We start from the raw sequence: 19,340 nt of genomic DNA on the forward strand, positions 1-19,340 counted from the left end.
AGGGACGGAACGCGGGTAGGGGGACCTGATGGCCGGTGAGGAAGTCCTGACAACAGTCGAACTCCCGGACGGGACACGGCTGATGCTGCAGGCGGTCAATGTCGCGCCGGAGAAGGCGGGGGCCGGGCCCGAGGACGATGAGGGCGAGCCTCTGGAGGAGGAGATCGGCCTTGTCTCCTTCAACCTCGACGAGGTCACCGAGGCGCTCGGCACCTTCGCCCAAGGTGTCACGGGCGCGCTGCGCCGGGCCAGACCCCATCGCCTCACTGTGGAGTTCGGCTGCCAGGTCGGGGTCGAGACCAGCGGTCTTGTCGCTCTCATCACCAAGGGTTCGGTGGATGCGAACCTGACGGTCACGATGGAGTGGGACTGGACGGCACAGCAGCCGGACGGGTCCGGCGGCTCGGGCGGCTACAGCGCCCCGGGCGGCTCGGGCGGCACCGGCGGCTCCGGCGGCTCCGGCGGCTCCGGCGGCTCCGGCGGCGGCAACTGAGCCCGCCGGGCGGCGCGATGGACCCGGCACAGGCGTGGGAGCGCCTCAAGTCGACGCTCAACGGCACGACCGTGGCTCTGCACAGCTCCCGGCAGGGTGCGAACGAGCACGGCACCGGCTTCTTCGTCGGCCCCGGCCTCGTCCTGACCTGTGCCCATGTCGTACTGCCGGGCGACAGGGCCGCGGAGCACGTGGAAGGGGTCTGGCGCCGGGGCACGGAGCAGGTCTCCCTCGCCTTCGCCGTGGACGATATCGACGTCAGGCCGTTCGACGGCGGGCGCGGTCCCGATCTGGCGCTGCTGCGGGTGTCCGGCGGCCCGCCGCGGGACCAGCCGTGCGTCGCGCTGTCCCGCGGCTCCGGCCTCGCGCCCGGCGGCCAGAAGCTGTATGCGCACGGGCACCCGGGCCATGAATATTCCGGAGGCGACAGCTTTACTCTGGAGATCGTCGGCGGCTCCTGGCACAAGAGCGGGGCCACGCTCCTCAAGGTGGGCGGATCCGAGCTGTGGGCAGGGGCCAGCGGCTCGCCGGTGATCGACGAGAAGTCCGGCTGTGTCATCGGAGTCGTACGCGCCAAACAGCGCAGAACGGTCCCCACGGCGGACTTCGAGACCCGTCTGGTGCCGGCTCATGTCGTCTGGGACACGTTTGCGCTGCTCGGTCAGGAGCAGCGGATCGGCTACGGCCCGCTCGACGACTGGGTCGGGCTGCTCAACGACGGGCAGCTGCGGGAGGGCAACTGGAAGTGGACCGGGCCGGATCTGACGGGCTATCTCACCCTGTTGCGCGAGGCCACCGGGCGCCATGGCTATGTGGACGTCCTGCAGAGGGTGCTGCGCGGCGGGTCCGCAGCGTCCGGCGGCCCGCCGCTGTCGACGGCCGGCTTCCGGGTGCCGGTCCGCGCCAAGCCGGGGCACGACGCGGAGAAGAACGGTGGTGCCGACTGCAGGCCGCTGGACGCGGCCGCGCTGCTGCCCGGTGCACACATCGTCGGCGAGGCGGGCACCGGAAAGTCGACTCTGTTGCGCGCGGTCGCCCGCGACTCGGCACAGGAATGGCTCGCCGGCACGGTCGGCGACTATGTGCCTGTGTATGCCCCGGCACCCCTTCTGGCCGACGGAATCGGCACCGAGTCCTGGGATCCGCATCGCTGGCTGTCGCGTGCCGTGAGCTGGGACCTGAGCGATGCCGCCGCCAAACGGTCGGGCGAGATCCGGTTCCAGCACGTGCTGCCCCAGCCGGCCGCCTTCGAGGAGCCGCCCTTCCCGGCCAGGAAGTGGCTGGTACTGATCGACGGTGTGGACGAGGTGGACCGGGGGCGCCGGAAACAGGTGCAGGGTGCGCTCGCCGCGTTCGCCAACGCGCCGCAATTCACGCTCGTGGTGGCCAGCCGCGACCCGTTCCGGGACGGTGACGGCATCGAGCTGCCGAGTCTGGAGACTCTGCGGCTGTGCCGGCTCAGTGCCCAGGTGCGGCGTCAACTGGCCGAGAACTACCTCGCCACCTTCGGCGCCGACACCGCCACCGTCGACATCTTCCTCGGCGAGCTCGAACGCCTTGGCCTCTCGGAGCTGGCGATGCGGCCGTTGTTCTGCGTCGTCCTGTGCGCGGTGTATGTGACGAGCGGTGCCGACGGCCTTGAGGGCGGCCGGTTCAAGCTCCTGGAAAGGCTGACGGAGATCCTCCTGACCGGTGCCGAGCAGCAGAGAGCCGGCGCCGCTCCCCTCTCCCGAAAGGAGCTCCGCCGGGTGCTCGCGGCTCATGCGGGCGAGCTGCGTGATCCGCTGCTCGCCCTGCGGCCGAGCCTGGAGGAACTTCTGCATCAAGTGCCCTCGGAGCTGCGGGTCCAGTCCGGGAGCAGGCCCTGGATCGACGACGTCCAGACCTTTCTGTACGCGACGGGGCTGGTCGCGTCCGATGCCCCCGAGGACCAGCCCTTCAGCCATGAGCTGCTCGTCGACTACTTCGCCGCATGCCGGTGGGCGAGCACGACGCCCCTGGACAGCAAGGCGGTACGGCAGGTCGCCGAGGACTGCATGAAGCGCGACAAGGAGTCGTACGCGCTCTTCCGCGCGGCGCATCTGCTGACGACCGCTCCCGGTCTGATCGCCGACGAGCTCGGCGCCTGGTCCCCGCGCCGTCGCAATCAGGCGGCGGTGATGATCACCAAGCTGGCGGCGGAGGCGGCACCGGTGCCGCCCGGGCTGTCGCGGGCCGCCGTGCGTGCGCTGGAGCGCTGGGCCCGCAAGGCGAGGCCGGGCGTGCCGCCGCCGCTGCGCTCGCCGGATCTGCCGACGGCCCCGGGATGGCCGGAGTGGGCGGCGGCGAGGGTCGCCGCCGCTCCCGTTGCCCAGCTCCGGCACAAGGGACTGGAGTTGACGGATCCCGGACAGTGAGAGTCCGGGATCCGTCCTGCCTCACAGAGCGGTGAGCCGCTCCAGCGGGAACGGCGGCTGCGCCAGGGGGCGCACCGCCAGCCGGGTCAGCGGCAGGGCGTTGTCGTCGCCCGCCGTGCGGTTGGCATGGAGCACTCCGCAGCCGGTGCAGCGGTGGACGAGTACCCACTCGCCGTCCCCGCGGACCGAGATGGCGAGAGGCTCCATGCGGGCACCGCAGTCGGCCGCCCGGTCGCCCGGGGTGTCGTCGAGGTGACGGCTCCACAGGCAGTTCGGACAGTGATTGCGGTGACCTGTACCCGCGGCGGTCATCGACACGTCGAGGCCGCAGTGCAGGCAGCGGAAGGACTGGGCGCGGGCTTCGGTGCGGGCGCGCCTGGAGGTGTTGCGGGACATCGTGGACACGACTCCTGGTGTGATGCGTGGGATGGGCGTCAGCTCTGAACGCCGTCTCGCATCAAGGGAGTTCATTCCGCGAGAGCGGGTGGCCTTCCTCGATCGCGAGAACGGTTCCGCTGGGCCCTGGGCATACACGCACCACCTCGGCATCGACATCCGGTCACCCGATGAGACCCCGGCGGCAGGGCCCGGGGCAACCGAATTGATTGCGGCCCCGGGACCGCGTACCGGACAGGGCCTAAGCCATTGGAGTGTCAGCCGCGAACCGGCCTGCGCCCGCTCGTGGCAGTCGGCGAGCGCGCGAGGCACCTACGTGTAGGACCGCTGACATGAAGATCAGCGCGTTCTCCAGAGCCGTCCGTCCGTGGATGCTGCGCCACGCCGGATGGTGGCTGGCGGGCTCCGTGGCGGCTCACGGTCTGACAGTGATCGCCACCGGGCCGGAGATGGTGGATCTTCGGGTGTACTACGCCGCGGCCCCGGGGGTGCTGTCCGGTCGGCTCTACGACTATGTGCTGCATTTCGGTGGACCGCTCACGACGCTGCACTTCACCTACCCTCCGTTCGCGGCCCTGGTGTTCCTGCCGCTGTCCGCTCTGGCGTGGGCTCTCGCCGCGTGCCTCTGGCAGTTGATGTCGGCGGCGGCCCTCGTCGTGATCGTCGGATGCAGTGGCCGGCTCCTCCTCGGCGGCGAGGGCGGCCTGGGCCGCGAACGCGTCATGTTGTGGGTGGGCGCCTGCCTGTGGATGGAGCCGGTGCGCCACACCTTCGATCTGGGGCAGGTCAATCTGGTCCTGGGCGCCCTGGTCATGTGGGGCATTACCGCCTCGCTCGGGGCCGCGGCCAGAGGAACGGCGGTGGGCGTGGCGGCGGGTGTGAAGCTGACGCCGGCCATCGGCGCGCTGTACCTGCTCGCCACCCGGCAGTGGCGGGCCACGGCGTGGTCCCTTGTTGCCTTCTCCGGGACAGTTGCGCTGGCCGAGCTGATCGCGCCGCAGGACTCAGGGCGGTACTGGCACACCCTCGTCGGGGACGCCGACCGCATCGGACGGGTGACCTCCGTACGCAATCAGTCCGTCCGTGGAGCACTCAGCAGGTCCCTGGGCCACGACGTCGGCTACGACCTGATCTGGTGGACGGCCGCGGCGGTGGTCGCCTTCGCCGCCGGATGTGCGCTGTGGGCGGCCGTCCGGCGCGGGGACCGTCTGGGCGTGCTGATCACCGTTCAGCTCGCGGGTCTGCTGCTGTCCCCGATCTCCTGGAGCCACCACTGGATCTGGTGCGTGCCGGCCATGATCTGGCTGGCCCACGGCCCCGCCCGGCAACGGCCGCTGAGCCGTATCACGCTCGCGGCATGGACCTTCGCCACCGTTTCCCGTGTGGTGCCCCACCTCACCCGCATCCAGGAGAACCTGGCCTCCGGCGCCGGTTACCCGGTCCAACTGGCCCTGTTCGGCTGGGTCTACGCCCTGTGCTCGGTCCTGACGCTCATCGCGGTGGGCGCGGGGGCGTCTTCTGCGGCCGTCCGCGACCGGGGGCTGCACGGCCGGTCCCCGGGCGGTGTGGGAGCAGGCAGGGGCTGAGTTCCCCGTACCTCCTCCTCACGCCACGGAACCTATCCGGCCCGCCGGAACCTCCGTGCCGTCGTGGTGGATGGGAGTGTGCGCGCCCGTCAGGGAGACTCCGCTGCCGCCACGGCGGTTCGCCACGATCTCCGCCGCGATCGACAGCGCCGTCTCCTGCGGCGTACGCGCGCCGAGGTCGAGGCCGATGGGGCTGCGCAGGCGGGCCAGTTCGAGTTCCGTGACGCCGACCTCGCGCAGGCGCTTGTTGCGGTCCTCGTGCGTGCGGCGTGAGCCCATCGCGCCGACGTACGCGACGGGAAGCCTGAGGGCCAGTTCGAGCAGAGGCACGTCGAACTTGGCGTCGTGGGTGAGGACGCACAGGACCGTACGGCCGTCCACCTCGGTCGACTCCAGATAGCGGTGCGGCCAGTCGACCACGATCTCGTCGGCCTCCGGGAAACGCGCGGCGGTCGCGAAGACGGGGCGCGCGTCGCAGACCGTGACGTGGTAGCCGAGGAACTTTCCGACCTGTACCAGCGCCGACGCGAAGTCGATCGCGCCGAAGACGATCATCCGCGGCGCGGGCACCGAGGACTCGACGAGGAGGGTCAGCGGGCGGCCGCAGCGCGCACCGTCCTCGCCGATCGTGACGGTGGCCGTGCGGCCCGCGTCAAGAAGGGCCAGGGCCTCGCCCGCCGCTGTGCGGTCCAGTTCCGGGTGGCCGCCGAGGGAGCCTTCGTACGAGCCGTCGGGCCCCACCAGCAGCGCCCGGCCCATCAGTTCGGACGGCCCGTCGGTGATACGGGCGAGCGCCGCCGCCTCTCCTTGGGCGGCGGCCGCGAGGGCTGCGGGGAAGACCCCACCGCGTACGGGGGTGACCAGGATGTCGATGATGCCGCCGCAGGTCAGACCGACGGCGAAGGCGTCCTCGTCGCTGTAGCCGAACCGCTCGAGGACGGTGAGACCGTCCTCGAGCGACTGCCGGCACAACTCGTACACCGCGCCCTCGACACACCCTCCGGAGACCGACCCGATCGCCGTGCCGTCGCTGTCCACGGCGAGTGCCGCGCCGGGCTGCCGGGGGGCGCTGCCGCCGACGGCCACCACGGTGGCGACGGCGAACTCGCGTCCCTGCTCGACCCACCGGTTCAGCTCGTCGGCGATGTCCAGCATGTCGGTCTCCTCAAGGGTGTGTGTGAGGCTGCGGAAGGGAGCTAGTTGACTCCCAGCCAGCCCTCGATCGGGTGAAGGGCGAAGTACGCCAGGAAGACGGCGGACAGCACCCACATCAGCCAGCCGATGTCGCGGGCCCTGCCCTGGACGGTCTTGATCAGGACGTGGGCGATGACGCCCGCCGCGATGCCCGCGGTGATCGAGTACGTGAAGGGCATCAGCACGGTCGTGAGGAAGACCGGGATCGAGGTCGCCTGGTCGTTCCAGTCGATGTGCTTGGCGTTCGTCAGCATCATCGAGCCGATGACGACGAGTGCGGCGGCGGCCACCTGGGTGGGGATGACCTGGGCCAGCGGGGTGAAGAACAGGCAGAGCGTGAAGGCGAGACCGGTGATGACACTAGCGAGGCCGGTGCGCGCACCGTCGCCGACGCCCGCGGTGGACTCGACGAACACCGTCTGGCCGGAGGCACCGGCGAGACCGCCCAGCGCGCCGCCCGCACCGTCGATGGCGAGCGCCTTGTTGAGGCCGGGCATCTTGCCCTTGTCGTCGGCGAGGTCGGCCTGCTGGCCGATGCCGATGATGGTGCCCATGGCGTCGAAGAAACCGGCCAGCACCAGGGTGAAGACGATGACGCCGACGGTGATGCCACCGACGCTGCCGATTCCGCTGAAGGAGACACTGCCGAAGAGGCCGAAGTCGGGGGTGCTGACGATGGAGCCGGTGATCTCGGGCGCGTTCAGTCCGCCCCAGGCCTTCTTGTCGAGGCCGGCGAACTGGTGGACCAGCGCCGCGAAGACGGTGCCGCCGACGATGCCGATGAGGATCGCGCCGGGGACCTTGCGGACCTGGAGCAGGAAGATCAGCAGAACGGTGACGGAGAAACAGAGCACCGGCCAGCCGGTGAGCATGTCACTCGTACCGAGCTGGATCGGCTTCGCGCCGGAGAGGCCGCCGGGGCCGGGCATGGAGGTGACGAAGCCCGCCTGGACCAGGCCGATGAGGCAGACGAAGAGGCCGATGCCCATGGTGATGGCGTGCTTGAGCGCCAGTGGGATGGCGTTCATGATCAGTTCGCGCAGACCGGTGACAACGAGCAGGACGATCACGAGACCGTAGATGACGCACATGCCCATCGCGTTTTCCCAGGTCATCTCCGGAGCGACCTGGAATGCCATGACGGCGGAGACACTGAGTCCCGCGGCGAGGGCCAGCGGCACATTGCCGATGAAGCCCATCACGATGGTGGTTGCGGCGGCGGCGAATACGGTCGCGGTGGTCAGCTGATCACCGTCGAGCTTGTGACCGGCCGCATCGGGCACCGACAGAATCACCGGGTTGAGAAGGATGATGTACGCCATCGCCATGAAGGTGGTGATGCCGCCACGCACCTCCCGGCCGATGGTCGACCCGCGCTGGGTTATGTGGAAGTACCGGTCGAGCCAAGACCGCCCGGCGGGCTGGCGCGTTCCCGCGCCGGCGTCCTCCGCCGTGGTCCTGGTCTCAAGGGACTGCTGGGTCATGGTGCCTACTCCCAAGGTTCACAGGGGCACCCGCATGGGGAATCGAGATTGCGGGATTTGGGATGGTGCGTTGGCTGCACGACCCGGGGGACGGCCCGAGGCGAACTTGGTTGGTGCTGCAGTGAGTTACTGCTGGTGTGATGCGGGGGGGTTCCAGAGACCGCGAGCGGTGCGGTACTGGGGTTCTCCGGGCGGCGCGACGGGCCGGGAATTGTGACGTTCTCGAAGTCGCGGCGCACCGCCCGGAGAGTTCGGGGATCAGGTACCGGTGAGGTGCTCGGGGCGGACCGGTGTCCTGTTCAGCTCCAGACCCGTCGCGTTCCGGATCGCCGCGAGGACGGCCGGAGTTGACGAGAGGGTCGGGGCCTCGCCGATGCCGCGCAGCCCGTAGGGCGCGTGGTCGTCGGCCAATTCGAGTACGTCGACGGGGATGGTCGGCGTGTCGAGGATGGTGGGGATCAGATAGTCCGTGAAGGAGGGGTTCTTCACCTTCGCGGTCTTCGGGTCGACGATGATCTCCTCCATGACCGCCACGCCCAGGCCCTGGGTGGTGCCACCCTGGATCTGGCCGACGACGGACAGCGGGTTGAGCGCCTTGCCGACGTCCTGGGCGCAGGCCAGTTCAATGACCTTGACCAGGCCGAGCTCGGTGTCCACCTCCACCACGGCGCGGTGCGCGGCGAAGGAGTACTGGACATGGCCGTGGCCCTGGCCGGTGACCAGGTCGAAAGCCTCGGTGGGGCGGTGACGCCACTCGAGCTCCAGGTCGACCGCCTCGCCTTCGAGCACGTCCACCAGGTCGGCGAGGACCTCGCCGCCGTCGGTGACGACCTTGCCGCCTTCGAGCAGCAGCTCGGCGGTGGCCCACGCGGGGTGGTACGAGCCGAACTTGCGGCGGCCGATCTCCAGGACCTTCTCGCGGACGTTCTCGCAGGTGTGCTTCACCGCGCCGCCCGTCACGTACGTCTGGCGGGATGCCGACGTCGAACCTGCGGAGCCGACCTGGGTGTCGGCCGGGTGGATCGTCACCTGCGTGACGCCGAGCTCGGTGCGGGCGATCTGCGCGTGGACGGTGACACCGCCCTGGCCGACCTCCGCCATCGCGGTGTGCACGGTCGCGACCGGCTCGCCGCCCACAACCTCCATGCGTACGCGGGCCGTTGAGTAGTCGTCGAAGCCCTCGGAGAAACCGACGTTCTTGATGCCGACCGCGTAGCCGATGCCCCGGACGACGCCCTCGCCGTGCGTGGTGTTGGACAGACCGCCCGGCAGGGCGCGTACGTCCGCCTCCTCGCCGGCGGCGAGCCACTGCTGCTCGGGCGGCAGCGGCATGGCCTTGACACGGCGCAGCAGCTCGGCGACCGGGGCCGGGGAGTCGACCGGCTGGCCGGTCGGCATGATCGTGCCCTGCTCCATGGCGTTGAGCTGCCTGAACTCGACCGGGTCCATGCCCAGTTTCGCCGCGAGCTTGTCCATCTGCGCCTCGTACGCGAAGCACGCCTGGACCGCGCCGAAGCCGCGCATGGCGCCGCAGGGCGGGTTGTTGGAGTAGAGCGCGAGCGCTTCGATGTCGACGTCGTCGACGACGTACGGGCCGACGCTCAGGGAAGCGGCGTTGCCGACGACCGCCGGGGAGGCCGACGCGTAGGCGCCGCCGTCCAGGACGATCCTGCACTTCATGTGCGTGAGCTTGCCGTCCTTGGTGGCGCCGTGCTCGTAGTGGAGCTTCGCCGGGTGCCGGTGCACATGTCCGAAGAAGGACTCGAACCGGTTGTAGACGATCTTGACGGGCTTGCCCGTACGCAGGGCGAGCAGGCAGGCGTGGATCTGCATCGACAGGTCCTCGCGGCCGCCGAACGCGCCGCCGACGCCGGAGAGCGTCATGCGCACCTTGTCCTCGGGCAGGCCGAGGACCGGGGCGATCTGGCGGAGGTCGGAGTGCAGCCACTGGGTGGCGACATACAGCTCGACGCCGCCGTCCTCGGACGGCACGGCGAGGCCGGACTCGGGGCCGAGGAAGGCCTGGTCCTGCATGCCGAAGGTGTACTCGCCCTTGACGATCACATCCGCGCGCTTCGCGGCCTCGTCGGCGTTGCCGCGGACGATGGGCTGGCGGTGCACGATGTTCGGGTGCGGGACATGGCCGATGTGGTGGTCCTCGCGGCCCTCGTGGACCAGGATCGCGCCGGGCGCCGTCGCGGACGCCTCGTCCGTGATGAGCGGCAGCTCGGCGTACTCGATCTTGATCTTGGCGGCGGCGCGGCGCGCGGTCTCGGGGTGGTCGGCGGCGACCAGCGCCACCGGCTCGCCGTGGTGACGGACCTTGCCGTGGGCGAGAACCGGGGTGTCCTGGATCTCCAGGCCGTAGTTCTTCACCTCGGTGGGCAGGTCGTCGTAGGTCAGCACGGCGTAGACGCCGGGCATCGCGACGGCCTCGCCGATGTCGATCGACCTGATCTCGGCGTGCGCGACGGTGCTGCGGAGCGTGTGGCCCCAGAGCATGTCCTCGTGCCACATGTCCGAGGAGTACGCGAACTCGCCGGTGACCTTGAGGGTGCCGTCGGGCCGCAGCGTCGACTCGCCGATGCCGCCCTTGGTCTGCGAGCCCTGGGTGAGGTTCGTGGGGGTTCCGGTGGTGGCCATGGCTGTCAGACCGCCTCTTCCTGGCGGGCGGCCGCGAGGCGGACCGCGTCGAGGATCTTCTCGTAACCGGTGCAGCGGCAGAGGTTGCCGGAGAGCGCCTCGCGGATGTCCGCGTCGGACGGCTCGGCATTGCGCTCCAGCAGCTCGTCGGCGGCGACCAGCAGACCGGGGGTGCAGAAACCGCACTGCACGGCGCCGGCGTCGATGAACGCCTGCTGGATCGGGGAGAGTTCACCCTGCTCGCCGGCCTGACCGTCGGAGGCCCGCGGGCGGAGCCCACTGTCGGACGGGCGCGCCTCCCAGCCCTTGGCGGCGTCCAGCGAGGTGCCGCAGGCGCCGGTGGCGCAGCCGCCGTGCTCGGCGCGCTGCTTGGCGTAGTCCGCGAGGCCCTCTACGGTGACGACCTCGCGGCCCTCGACCTGACCTGCGGCGACGAGACAGGAACAGACCGGCACGCCGTCCAGGCGGACCGTGCAGGAGCCGCACTCGCCCTGCTCGCACGCGTTCTTGGAGCCCGGCAGGCCCATGCGCTCGCGCAGTACGTAGAGAAGGCTCTCGCCCTCCCACACGTCGTCGGCTTCCTGCTGACGACCGTTGACCGTGAAGTTCACGCGCATTATGCGACTCCCTCAATGCTGCGGGCCTTGCCGCGGTAGGACTCCCACGTCCAGCCGAGCGTGCGGCGGGCCATGATGCCGACCGCGTGGCGGCGGTAGCTGGCGGTGCCGCGCACATCGTCGATGGGGCTGCAGCCGGCGGATGCGAGCTCCGCGAACTGCTTGGCGATCGACGGGGTGACGATCTTCTTGCTGTCCCAGAAGCCGCCCTCTTCGAGCGCGGCGTTCAAGAACTCCTCGGCCGCCTTCGCCCGTACCGGGGTCGGGGCGGCGGAGCCGATGCCGGTGCGCACCGTCCGGGTCTCGGGGTGCAGGGCCAGGCCGAAGGCGCAGACGGCGATGACCATCGCGTTGCGGGTGCCGACCTTGGAGAACTGCTGCGGGCCGTCGGCCTTCTTGATGTGCACGGCGCGGATGAGCTCGTCCGGGGCCAGTGCGTTGCGCTTCACGCCGGTGTAGAACTCGTCGATCGGGATCAGGCGGCTGCCGCGCACCGACTCGGCCTCGACCTCGGCGCCCGCGGCGAGCAGCGCCGGGTGGGCGTCGCCGGCCGGGGACGCGGTGCCGAGGTTGCCGCCGACGCCGCCGCGGTTGCGGATCTGCGGGGAGGCCACGGTGTGCGACGCCAGCGCCAGACCGGGCAGCTCGGCCCGGAGGTGGTCCATGATCTGGGTGTACGGCACGGAGGCGCCCAGGCGGACGTTGTCCTCGCCGATCTCCCATTCGCGCAGTTCGCCGATGCGGTTCAGGTCCATGAGGTACTCGGGCCGGCGGTGGTCGAAGTTGATCTCGACCATCACATCGGTGCCACCCGCGATGGGGACAGCGGTGGGGTGCTCGGCCTTGGCGGCGAGCGCCTCCTCCCAGCTGGCGGGGCGAAGGAAGTCCATGAGTGGCTCTCTTCTTCTTAATCGGGGTCGTTCGTCGCAACGGGCCCGGGACGGCCGGCCCTCGACTGGTTATTCATGTGCCGTTAACGCGGTGTGGCCCAAGTACACAAGGCGTGCCCCGCCCGGTGCAGTCACCGAAACCATGAAGGAGTTGGCTGGTCGCCTGTCCCGTCTTGTAGATTCGAACGAAAGGGGAGGCTCGGCAACCTCACTGTTTTCCCATGAAAACCGTGGCCAGGGGCCACCGGCAACAACGAGACAGATCGGCGGCGACGAGATGCGGCTGCACGCACTTCTGGAGACCGAAGCGCTGGGGCTGCGGCTGCTCGGCGGCGAGGACGAACTCGACCGCGGCGTACGTGGCGTGATGACGACCGACCTGCGGGACCCGAGCCGCTATCTCTCGGGCGGCGAACTGGTGCTTACTGGTCTCGCCTGGCGGCATTCGGCCGAGGACTCGGAGCCGTTCGTCCGGATCCTGGCGAGTGCCGGGGTGGCCGGTCTGGCGGCCGGCGAGGCCGAGCTGGGGAACATTCCCGGTGATCTCGTGGAGGCGTGTTCTCGCCATCGGCTGCCACTCTTTGCAGTTAATGAATCTGTTGCATTCGCGACGATCACAGAGTATGTCGTGCGCCAGGTCTCCGGCGAGCGAGCCGGTGACCTCGCGGCAGTCGTGGACAGGCACAGAAGGCTGATGACCTCGGGGCCCGCCGGCGGCGGCCCCGAGGTGGTCCTGGACCTCCTCGGCTCCGACCTGGACCTTCGTGCCTGGGTGCTCTCCCCCACCGGCCGACAGATCGCGGGAGCGGGCGACCCGCTGCCCGGCCCGGTGAGCGCCACGCTCGCGGGCGAGCATCTGGCCGCGACCCGTACGGGACGCCGCGGCCCGCACCGCGCGACCGCCGGAGGAGCGACGTACTCCCTCTTCCCGATCCGCAACACCGGACGCGGAGCCGCCCCCGCGTCCCGCGACGTACGCGAGAGTGTCCTGTCGGACTGGCTGCTGGCGGTCGAGGCCGACGCGGGCGACTGGCCGGCCGCCCGGCTGGATCTGCTGCAGGGCGTGACCCAGCTGATCGCCGTCGAGCGGGACCGGCGCGAGGCGGCCCGTACGGTACGGCGCAGGCTCGCCCAGGAAGTCCTCGAACTGGTCCAGACGGGTGCCGCGCCCGCCGAGATCGCGGCCAGGCTGCGGGTGGCCGCCCCCGTACTGCTCCCCGGCCTCGGGACCGCGCCGCACTGGCAGGTCGTGGTGGCCCGGGTGGAGTGGGAGCAGGACGCAGCGGCGGGGGCCGCGATCGAGGCCGGTCCCGTCGCCCAGTCCCTGCTGGAGGAGATCCTGGTCGACCCGGCGGCCGAGGGCTCCGACTCCGGCGACCGGATCGCGGTCGCCCACACCGGCGACGAGGCGATCGCGCTGGTCCCGCTGCCCGCCCTCCCCGTCGACCCGGAGGGTCCCGACGTCGAGTCCACGGAGGCCGGACTGCACGCGGACGCGCTGCTCGGCTCCGTACGCGACCCGCTCTCGGCCGGTCTCGACGGCGACGGGCGGCTCACGCTGGGCGTCAGCGCGGCCGTCAGCTCGGCGGAGGGCCTGCGCGGCGCGCTGGAGGAGGCCCGGCACGCCCGCCGAGTGGCCGCGGCCCGCCCGGGCCGGGTCTGCGCGGCCGGCCACCACGAGCTGGCCTCGCACGTCCTGCTGCTGCCGTTCGTCCCGGACGACGTGCGCCGCGCCTTCACGGCCCGGCTGCTGGACCCGCTGCGCGACTACGACCGGCGGCACCGGGCGGAGCTGATCCCGACGCTGGAGGCGTTCCTGGACTGCGACGGGTCCTGGACGCGCTGCGCGACGCGGCTGCATCTGCATGTGAACACCCTGCGGTACAGGGTGGGCAGGATCGAGCAACTGACGAGCCGTGATCTGTCGCGCCTCGAGGACAAGCTGGACTTCTTCCTGGCGCTGCGGATGAGCTGACTCGCGGTCCGCCGAGCCAGGGGCCGGAAGCTCATCCCGCCCCGGCTCGCCACCGTCACCCACACGAGGGACGGCGCACACCATCGAGTTGACGATGCACCCATCTCTCACCACACGATTGTGAATTGATTCACCTGACCCCTTGGCCAGGCATGCCTATCCATGCTGAGATGCGGGCAGACTCAACAGCTCAATGGCGTGCTCGGGGAGGGCAAGTGGCGCATACCGCCATGTCTGGTTCCGGAACCACTGCAGGTGACGATCCACTCCAGACCGCGGTATGGCGGCTGCGTTCGCGCGGCTGTTGGACCGACGCAGCGGCTCTGCTGACCGCCCACGCGGCCGATCCGGCCGCGGCGCTCGAACGGGCCGGACTGCTCGTCGAGCGCTGCCTGTTCACCGGCGAGGGCTGGGCCGACGCGGAGGACGCGCTGCGTACGGCGGAGGCGGTGGCCGGAGACGACGAGGAGCGCGGCGGCGCGGCGTGCGAGCGCGGGCGGCTGGCGTACGCGGCGACCCGTCTCGGCGTACGTGACCGCGCCGACGAGGCCCGCGCGGCGCTCGGCCGGGCCGCGGCGCTGCTCACCCCCGCCTCGCCGGGACGGCCGCTGCTGGACTTCCGCCGCGGCCTGGTCGCCGAGCACATCGCCGACTCCCCGCAGGCGGCCCGCGCCGCCTATCAGCGGGCGCACGCCGGAGCGGCCGCGCACGGGGACACGCTGCTGCTTTCGTTCACCTGGCACCATCAGGCCGGACTCGCTCTGCGCGAAGGGGAGTTGGCTCAGGCGCGGCACGGCTTCGCCGAATCCCTGCGGATCCGCGAGGAGCTCGGCTATCTGATCGGCACGGCCCCGGCGCTCGCCGCGCTCGCCGACTGCGAGCCGGAACCGGAGGCGAGCCGGCTACGGGCGGAGGCGGGTCGGCTGTTCCGTCTCCTGGGCGGCGTACCGGTGTGGCTCGGTGCCCAACTGGCTCCGGCGGTGCCGGTCCGGTCCTCTCAGGTCCAGTCCCCTCCCGTCCAGTCCGCCACCCCTCCGCAGCCCGAGCCCGCGGCATGACCGGCGGCATGACCGGCGCGAGGAGCCATCGGTGAGCGCCCGCCGGACGGACGGCCCCGTCCCGGAACCCCAGTCGCCCTGGGACGAGATCACGACCGGCCTGTGGATGGGCGGCCATGTCTGGGCCGACGCGGACGGCCGCCATCTGGACGCGGTCGTCGACCGTGAATTCGACCTGGTGATAAGCCTGTTCACCCGCCAGGGCCACGGCCCGCCCGCGGGCATCGAGCACCATGTCGTCCCGATCCCGGACGACTGGCTGACCTCGCAGCAGATCGACGAGGTCCTCCGCCTGGCTCTCATCACCGCGGACGCCGTACGCTCCGGCCGCACCGCGCTCGTACGCTGCTACTCCGGCTACAACCGCTCCGGCCTGGTGGTGGCCCAGACCCTGATCGAACTGGGCCACGACGGCGCGGGAGCGATCGACCTGGTCCGGCGCAGGCGTTCGCCGTGGGCCCTGCACAACGTCGCCTTCGAGCAGTACCTCATGACCGGCCTGGACATCGCCTCACTGCTGACGGGCCTGGAGTCACCGTCCTGACCATCCGGCTCACACCAGCCAGCCGAGGGCCCTGTCCGGATTCATGACCAGCAGTACGAGGACGACGGCAAGGACGACCCAGAGAAGTCCTCGCCCACGGCGCCGCCGCGCCTGCCGCTGCCGATCGGGCCACGCCCGCCATGCCTCGGGCTCGGCCCGCACCTGTGCCCTGCCGCGCTTCCCCGGCCGCCACACCCTGCCCGGCTGCCGGGCGGCCTTCTCGTCCTCGCGCCGCAGGCGCTCGGTCACCATCCGCGCCCGCGCGGACGGCTCCTTCGGCGCGGCGAGCCGTGCGGGTCCTTCGCTCTCGCGCTGGAACTCCTCCCAGGCCTCGTCGGGTATGGACGACTCCGGCAGCTCCGCGGTCATGAATGACCCCCCGTTCATTCGGACTTCGACAACGGCGGCAGATTAGTGCAGCCATGGCCAAGGGTCATCAGTGGGTGGGCAGGGGATGCCGCGACCGGATGGGGCCGTCAGGCCTGCGCGCCAGTGAAGTGCTCCCGCACCAGCGACTGCACCACCGTCAGGTCCTCGGCCGCCAGTGCCTCCAGCAGTGCCATGTGCTCCGCCGCGTCCGCCACCAGGTCCGCGCGGCGGGTGACCGGGGCGCTCGTCAGGGGCCATTGGGAGCGGCGGTGGAGGTCGTCCGCGACCATCACCAGTTGCTGGTTGCCCGACAGGGCGAGTACCGCGCGGTGGAAGGCGCGGTCCGTTTCCGCGTAGGCGGCGCGGTCGCCCGTTGCCGCCGCCGCCGCCGTCGCGTCGGCCAGGGGGCGCAGCGCAGACCAGCGGGCGGCCGGGATCGTGCGGGCCAGGCGGAGCATGACCGGGATTTCGATCAGGGCGCGGACCTCGGCGAGTTCGGCCAGTTCGCGGGCGCTGCGGACGGTGACGCGGAATCCGCGGTTGGGGACGACCTCGACCGCGCCCTCGGTGGCGAGTTGCTGCATCGCCTCGCGTACGGGTGTCGCCGAGACACCGAAGCGTTCGCCGAGGACGGGCGCGGAGTAGACCTCGCCGGGGGCCAGCTCGCCATCGACGAGGGCCGTGCGCAGGGCTTCGAGGATCTGGCCGCGGACCGAGTGGCGCTGGACCGTGCGGGGGGCCGTGCCGGGCGCAGGCGGCTCGCTGTGGTTGTGTTCGCCGCGGGCCTGTTCCGGGATAGGGGGACGGGCGGGCAGGGAGTCCGCCGGACCTGGCTGTTCGGGGATGTGCGGGGACGCGAAAAGCTGCGGCGTCGCGGCGTTGCGCGCTCGGGCCTGCTCCACTCGGGTCCTCCTCCGGACGGCGGTCTGGCCCGGCTCGCGTACGCATGGGCCCTTGTGCACCATAGGCGGACAAGACGACAGTTCAAACATCGATCGCGTCGGGTAAGGTAAGGCTAACCTCTTAACGATCGCGATTCGGTGGTCCCGGCATGACCCGTCCCGCCCTGCTGCCCGCCCCTGCCTCGCCCGTCCAGGACGCCTACGCGCGCCTGGCCGAGGTCTTCTCCGGGCTGCGGATACAGGAGCTCCCGGACGGCGAGCAGGCCCCCGTGGGCGGGGGCTGGGTGGGCGCCGCGGAGCTCGCCGCCGGTGGGCCCGCCCTCGACGCCTTTCTCGCCTGGGACGACGCGCAGGTCCTGCGGGACTACGGACAGCAGGCCCGGCCCGACGTCATCGCCGGCTTCGGCCTGCACCGCTACGCCTGGCCCGCCTGTCTGCTGATCACGGTCCCGTGGTTTCTCCACCGCCGTGTGCCGCACCTGCCCGTCGAGGACGTCGCCTTCCAGCGCACGCTCGGCCGCATGACGGTCCGCGTGAGGGAATTCACCTGCCTGCCGGGCGACCGGGCCGCACAGCTGCCCGGCGCCCGCGTGGTCCCGGACGAGGAGGCCCTGCGCGCCGCGGTGCGTGACGCCGTCGCCGAGCACATCGGGCCCGTACTGGACGGCTTCGCCCCGCGGATGCGGCGCGGCAGGCGCGCGCTGTGGGGCATGGCGACCGACGAGATCGTCGAGAGCCTGTGGTACGTCGGGCATCTGCTCGGCGAGGAGCAGCGCGCGGTGGCGGAGCTGGAGCGGCTGCTGCCGGGCGCCACGAAGCCGTACGTCGGGACCGCCGGCTTCCGCGAGCTCACCGGCCCCGGCGGCGAGCTGCTGCCGACCCGTGACCGGGCGGGCTGCTGCCTCTTCTACACCCTGCGGCCCGAGGACACGTGCGTCACCTGTCCGCGCACATGTGACGCGGACCGCGTGGCGCGGCTGCGGCCGGCGTCCGATCTCCCGCATACGGGTTGACACGCCATCCGACCGGGTGACGTAAATCGAACCAACTCCCCTTGTTCATACGGCAGTTCGAGCGAAACGCACCTATCTGTATGCCCTGGTGCCCCATTGGCGTTCTCTTGCCCCGAAACCCCTTGGGGGCGCTGGGACTTCGGCCACTATGGCGGCCGAAACGCTCTACCGCGATGCAAGGGACACCGCCCATGAGACTGACCGACATATCACTGTGGCTGCTTCCTGGCGGCGTGATGCTCCTGGGGTGCCTGGGCGCGGTGACGGTGTTCACACGCGGCAAGCGCGCCAGTGACAAGGCCGCGCCCGACGACTCCTGGGAACGCAGCGAGGAGCGCCGGCGGCGCAAGGAGGCCGTCTACGGCACGGCTTCCTATGTGCTCCTGTTCTGCTGTGCCGCCGTCGCCGCCGCACTCTCCTTCCACGGCCTGGTCGGCTTCGGCCAGCAGAATCTCAACCTCACCGGGGGCTGGGAGTATCTCGTCCCCTTCGGGCTCGACGGCGCCGCCATGTTCTGCTCGGTGCTGGCCGTGCGCGAGGCCAGCCACGGTGACGCGGCGCTCGGCTCACGGCTGCTGGTGTGGCTCTTCGCGGGCGCGGCCGCCTGGTTCAACTGGGTACACGCTCCAAGGGGGTTCGGCCACGACGGGGCCCCTCAGTTCTTCTCCGGGATGTCGCTCTCGGCAGCCGTCCTGTTCGACCGGGCGCTCAAGCAGACCCGCCGGGCGGCGCTGCGCGAGCAGGGCCTGGTGCCCCGCCCGCTGCCGCAGATCCGCGTCGTGCGCTGGCTGCGCGCTCCCCGGGAGACCTTCGGCGCCTGGTCGCTGATGCTTCTGGAGGGCGTACGCACTCTGGACGAGGCGGTCGAGGAAGTCCGCGAGGACCGGCAGCTGAAGGAGCAGAACCGGCTGCGCAGGCGGGACCGGGAGAAGATGGAACGGGCGCAGATAAGGGCACTCAACCGGCAGCACCGGGCCTGGGGGCGCGGGCGCCACCGTCTGTCCGAACTGCGCTCGGAGCTTCCGGCCCTGGGCTCCGCGACTGGTTCGGCACAGACCACCTCGGGCAGCGTCGGGTCCGTCGCGGAGCCTGCCATATCCGAGCCGGGACAGCTGCCGTTTCGTTCCCGGCCCTCCCTCCAGGCCGTGAAACCGGCCAACGGCGCTGAGCCGCGCACGATCGACCTCACCGCCGAGGACGACACCCAGGCGCTGCCGCGTCTCGACTCCCTGGAGCGGAAGCTCACGGATCTCGAGCGGCAGTTCGGCTGAGGGAGGCGCAACCCGTACGAAGGCCGGTCTGCGAGGGTCAGACCGGCCTTCCGTGCAGTTCGAACCAGACCACCTTGCCCACGCCGTGCGTACGGACGCCCCACGCGTCGGACAGGCTCTGGACCAGCACAAGCCCGCGGCCGTGGGTGTCCAGGTGCGCCGCCGGCGTATGGGCAACCGGCAGTCCGGCCATGAAGTCCCGTACCTCCACACGGAGGGTGGTGTCCGCGACGGTCGCCGTGACGACCGTGCCGTGATCGGTGTGGACAAGCGCGTTGGTCACCAGCTCGCTGGCCAGCAGCTCCGCCACGTCCTTCGCGTCCTGCCCCCTCCAGTGCCGTAACAACTCCCGTAAAGCACGTCGCACTTCAGGCACAGCCGTGAGATCCGCACAGCCCAGCCTGCGATGCAGCCGGCCGCACCCGCTCGCCGCCGGCCCGGCCCCGCCCTGACGCCCCGCCATCATCCCCACCCGCACGTCGGAACAGCCCTTCTCCGGAATGACTCCC

The 19,340-nt window shown here is 71.0% G+C and carries 17 protein-coding genes; 8 read left to right on the top strand and 9 right to left on the bottom strand.

The genetic code is table 11. From position 1 onward, the window contains the following. Positions 1–28: 28 nt before the first annotated feature. Positions 29–493, top strand: a complete 465-nt coding sequence (locus OHA61_RS07740; protein ID WP_406302394.1) for a CU044_2847 family protein — start codon at positions 29–31, stop codon at positions 491–493. A 17-nt stretch (positions 494–510) separates the two neighbouring features. Then, entirely contained in the window at positions 511–2,889 is a 2,379-nt protein-coding gene (locus tag OHA61_RS07745; RefSeq protein WP_406302395.1) for a trypsin-like peptidase domain-containing protein, read from the top strand. Between the two features lie 21 nt (positions 2,890–2,910). Here the strand turns inward: OHA61_RS07745 and OHA61_RS07750 are convergent, their stop codons facing one another. Beyond that, positions 2,911–3,285, bottom strand: a complete 375-nt coding sequence (locus OHA61_RS07750) for an RNHCP domain-containing protein (protein WP_324990937.1) — start codon at positions 3,283–3,285, stop codon at positions 2,911–2,913. A 332-nt stretch (positions 3,286–3,617) separates the two neighbouring features. Between OHA61_RS07750 and OHA61_RS07755 the strand changes: the two genes are divergently transcribed. Continuing rightward, positions 3,618–4,871, top strand: a complete 1,254-nt coding sequence (locus tag OHA61_RS07755; RefSeq protein ID WP_406302396.1) for a glycosyltransferase 87 family protein — start codon at positions 3,618–3,620, stop codon at positions 4,869–4,871. 18 nt (positions 4,872–4,889) lie between these two features. Here OHA61_RS07755 and OHA61_RS07760 read toward each other — a convergent pair whose 3' ends face one another. From OHA61_RS07760 to OHA61_RS07780, 5 genes are all read right to left on the bottom strand, one after another. Further along, positions 4,890–6,026 carry an XdhC family protein gene (locus OHA61_RS07760; RefSeq protein ID WP_406302397.1) on the bottom strand — a complete coding sequence of 379 codons (1,137 nt, stop codon included), beginning with the start codon at positions 6,024–6,026 and terminating at the stop codon, positions 4,890–4,892. 41 nt (positions 6,027–6,067) lie between these two features. Continuing rightward, positions 6,068–7,549, bottom strand: coding sequence for an NCS2 family permease (locus OHA61_RS07765; RefSeq protein ID WP_324990908.1), 1,482 nt, complete (start codon positions 7,547–7,549; stop codon positions 6,068–6,070). Positions 7,550–7,807: 258 nt separating this feature from the next. After that, positions 7,808–10,192 (bottom strand): xanthine dehydrogenase family protein molybdopterin-binding subunit, encoded by a 2,385-nt coding sequence (locus OHA61_RS07770; RefSeq protein WP_406302398.1) that lies wholly within the window; start codon positions 10,190–10,192, stop codon positions 7,808–7,810. 5 nt (positions 10,193–10,197) lie between these two features. Beyond that, positions 10,198–10,809, bottom strand: a complete 612-nt coding sequence (locus OHA61_RS07775) for a (2Fe-2S)-binding protein (RefSeq protein WP_361910409.1) — start codon at positions 10,807–10,809, stop codon at positions 10,198–10,200. Beyond that, on the bottom strand, positions 10,809–11,699 hold the full coding sequence (locus tag OHA61_RS07780) for an FAD binding domain-containing protein (protein WP_406302399.1): 891 nt from the start codon (positions 11,697–11,699) through the stop codon (positions 10,809–10,811). Before OHA61_RS07780 ends, OHA61_RS07775 begins: the two co-directional genes overlap by 1 nt. Positions 11,700–11,976: 277 nt before the next feature. On the opposite strand from OHA61_RS07780, the gene OHA61_RS07785 reads away from it, so the two are divergent. From OHA61_RS07785 to OHA61_RS07795, 3 genes are all read left to right on the top strand, one after another. Beyond that, the gene (locus OHA61_RS07785) at positions 11,977–13,674 is read left to right on the top strand and encodes a PucR family transcriptional regulator (RefSeq protein ID WP_406302400.1); all 1,698 of its coding nucleotides are present in this window, start codon (positions 11,977–11,979) and stop codon (positions 13,672–13,674) included. A 230-nt stretch (positions 13,675–13,904) separates the two neighbouring features. Further along, positions 13,905–14,732: a hypothetical protein gene (locus OHA61_RS07790; RefSeq protein WP_406302401.1), complete on the top strand. Its 828-nt coding sequence runs from the start codon at positions 13,905–13,907 to the stop codon at positions 14,730–14,732. Between the two features lie 31 nt (positions 14,733–14,763). Continuing rightward, positions 14,764–15,276 (top strand): protein phosphatase, encoded by a 513-nt coding sequence (locus OHA61_RS07795; protein ID WP_324988628.1) that lies wholly within the window; start codon positions 14,764–14,766, stop codon positions 15,274–15,276. 9 nt (positions 15,277–15,285) lie between these two features. Here OHA61_RS07795 and OHA61_RS07800 read toward each other — a convergent pair whose 3' ends face one another. Then, positions 15,286–15,645: a hypothetical protein gene (locus OHA61_RS07800; RefSeq protein WP_406302402.1), complete on the bottom strand. Its 360-nt coding sequence runs from the start codon at positions 15,643–15,645 to the stop codon at positions 15,286–15,288. Positions 15,646–15,752: 107 nt separating this feature from the next. Further along, positions 15,753–16,547 carry a GntR family transcriptional regulator gene (locus tag OHA61_RS07805; RefSeq protein WP_406302403.1) on the bottom strand — a complete coding sequence of 265 codons (795 nt, stop codon included), beginning with the start codon at positions 16,545–16,547 and terminating at the stop codon, positions 15,753–15,755. A 149-nt stretch (positions 16,548–16,696) separates the two neighbouring features. Between OHA61_RS07805 and OHA61_RS07810 the strand changes: the two genes are divergently transcribed. Continuing rightward, on the top strand, positions 16,697–17,560 hold the full coding sequence (locus OHA61_RS07810) for a (2Fe-2S)-binding protein (RefSeq protein ID WP_406302404.1): 864 nt from the start codon (positions 16,697–16,699) through the stop codon (positions 17,558–17,560). Positions 17,561–17,751: 191 nt separating this feature from the next. Further along, entirely contained in the window at positions 17,752–18,831 is a 1,080-nt protein-coding gene (locus OHA61_RS07815; protein ID WP_406302405.1) for a DUF2637 domain-containing protein, read from the top strand. Positions 18,832–18,868: 37 nt separating this feature from the next. Here OHA61_RS07815 and OHA61_RS07820 read toward each other — a convergent pair whose 3' ends face one another. After that, positions 18,869–19,294, bottom strand: a complete 426-nt coding sequence (locus OHA61_RS07820) for an ATP-binding protein (RefSeq protein WP_406302406.1) — start codon at positions 19,292–19,294, stop codon at positions 18,869–18,871. Positions 19,295–19,340: the final 46 nt, after the last annotated feature.

The organism is Streptomyces sp. NBC_00885 (assembly GCF_045207475.1).
Taxonomy (GTDB): domain Bacteria; phylum Actinomycetota; class Actinomycetes; order Streptomycetales; family Streptomycetaceae; genus Streptomyces.

What these genes read in the sequence shown, in the direction of transcription:
- OHA61_RS07820 (WP_406302406.1), bottom strand. Translation starts at nt 19,294, where the DNA reads ATGGCGGGGCGTCAGGGCGGGGCCGGGCCGGCGGCGAGCGGGTGCGGC.
- OHA61_RS07785 (WP_406302400.1), top strand. Translation starts at nt 11,977, where the DNA reads ATGCGGCTGCACGCACTTCTGGAGACCGAAGCGCTGGGGCTGCGGCTG.
- OHA61_RS07760 (WP_406302397.1), bottom strand. Translation starts at nt 6,026, where the DNA reads ATGCTGGACATCGCCGACGAGCTGAACCGGTGGGTCGAGCAGGGACGC.
- OHA61_RS07810 (WP_406302404.1), top strand. Translation starts at nt 16,697, where the DNA reads ATGACCCGTCCCGCCCTGCTGCCCGCCCCTGCCTCGCCCGTCCAGGAC.
- OHA61_RS07770 (WP_406302398.1), bottom strand. Translation starts at nt 10,192, where the DNA reads ATGGCCACCACCGGAACCCCCACGAACCTCACCCAGGGCTCGCAGACC.
- OHA61_RS07790 (WP_406302401.1), top strand. Translation starts at nt 13,905, where the DNA reads ATGTCTGGTTCCGGAACCACTGCAGGTGACGATCCACTCCAGACCGCG.
- OHA61_RS07750 (WP_324990937.1), bottom strand. Translation starts at nt 3,285, where the DNA reads ATGTCCCGCAACACCTCCAGGCGCGCCCGCACCGAAGCCCGCGCCCAG.
- OHA61_RS07775 (WP_361910409.1), bottom strand. Translation starts at nt 10,809, where the DNA reads ATGCGCGTGAACTTCACGGTCAACGGTCGTCAGCAGGAAGCCGACGAC.
- OHA61_RS07800 (WP_406302402.1), bottom strand. Translation starts at nt 15,645, where the DNA reads ATGACCGCGGAGCTGCCGGAGTCGTCCATACCCGACGAGGCCTGGGAG.
- OHA61_RS07780 (WP_406302399.1), bottom strand. Translation starts at nt 11,699, where the DNA reads ATGGACTTCCTTCGCCCCGCCAGCTGGGAGGAGGCGCTCGCCGCCAAG.
- OHA61_RS07815 (WP_406302405.1), top strand. Translation starts at nt 17,752, where the DNA reads ATGAGACTGACCGACATATCACTGTGGCTGCTTCCTGGCGGCGTGATG.
- OHA61_RS07755 (WP_406302396.1), top strand. Translation starts at nt 3,618, where the DNA reads ATGAAGATCAGCGCGTTCTCCAGAGCCGTCCGTCCGTGGATGCTGCGC.
- OHA61_RS07745 (WP_406302395.1), top strand. Translation starts at nt 511, where the DNA reads ATGGACCCGGCACAGGCGTGGGAGCGCCTCAAGTCGACGCTCAACGGC.
- OHA61_RS07740 (WP_406302394.1), top strand. Translation starts at nt 29, where the DNA reads ATGGCCGGTGAGGAAGTCCTGACAACAGTCGAACTCCCGGACGGGACA.
- OHA61_RS07765 (WP_324990908.1), bottom strand. Translation starts at nt 7,549, where the DNA reads ATGACCCAGCAGTCCCTTGAGACCAGGACCACGGCGGAGGACGCCGGC.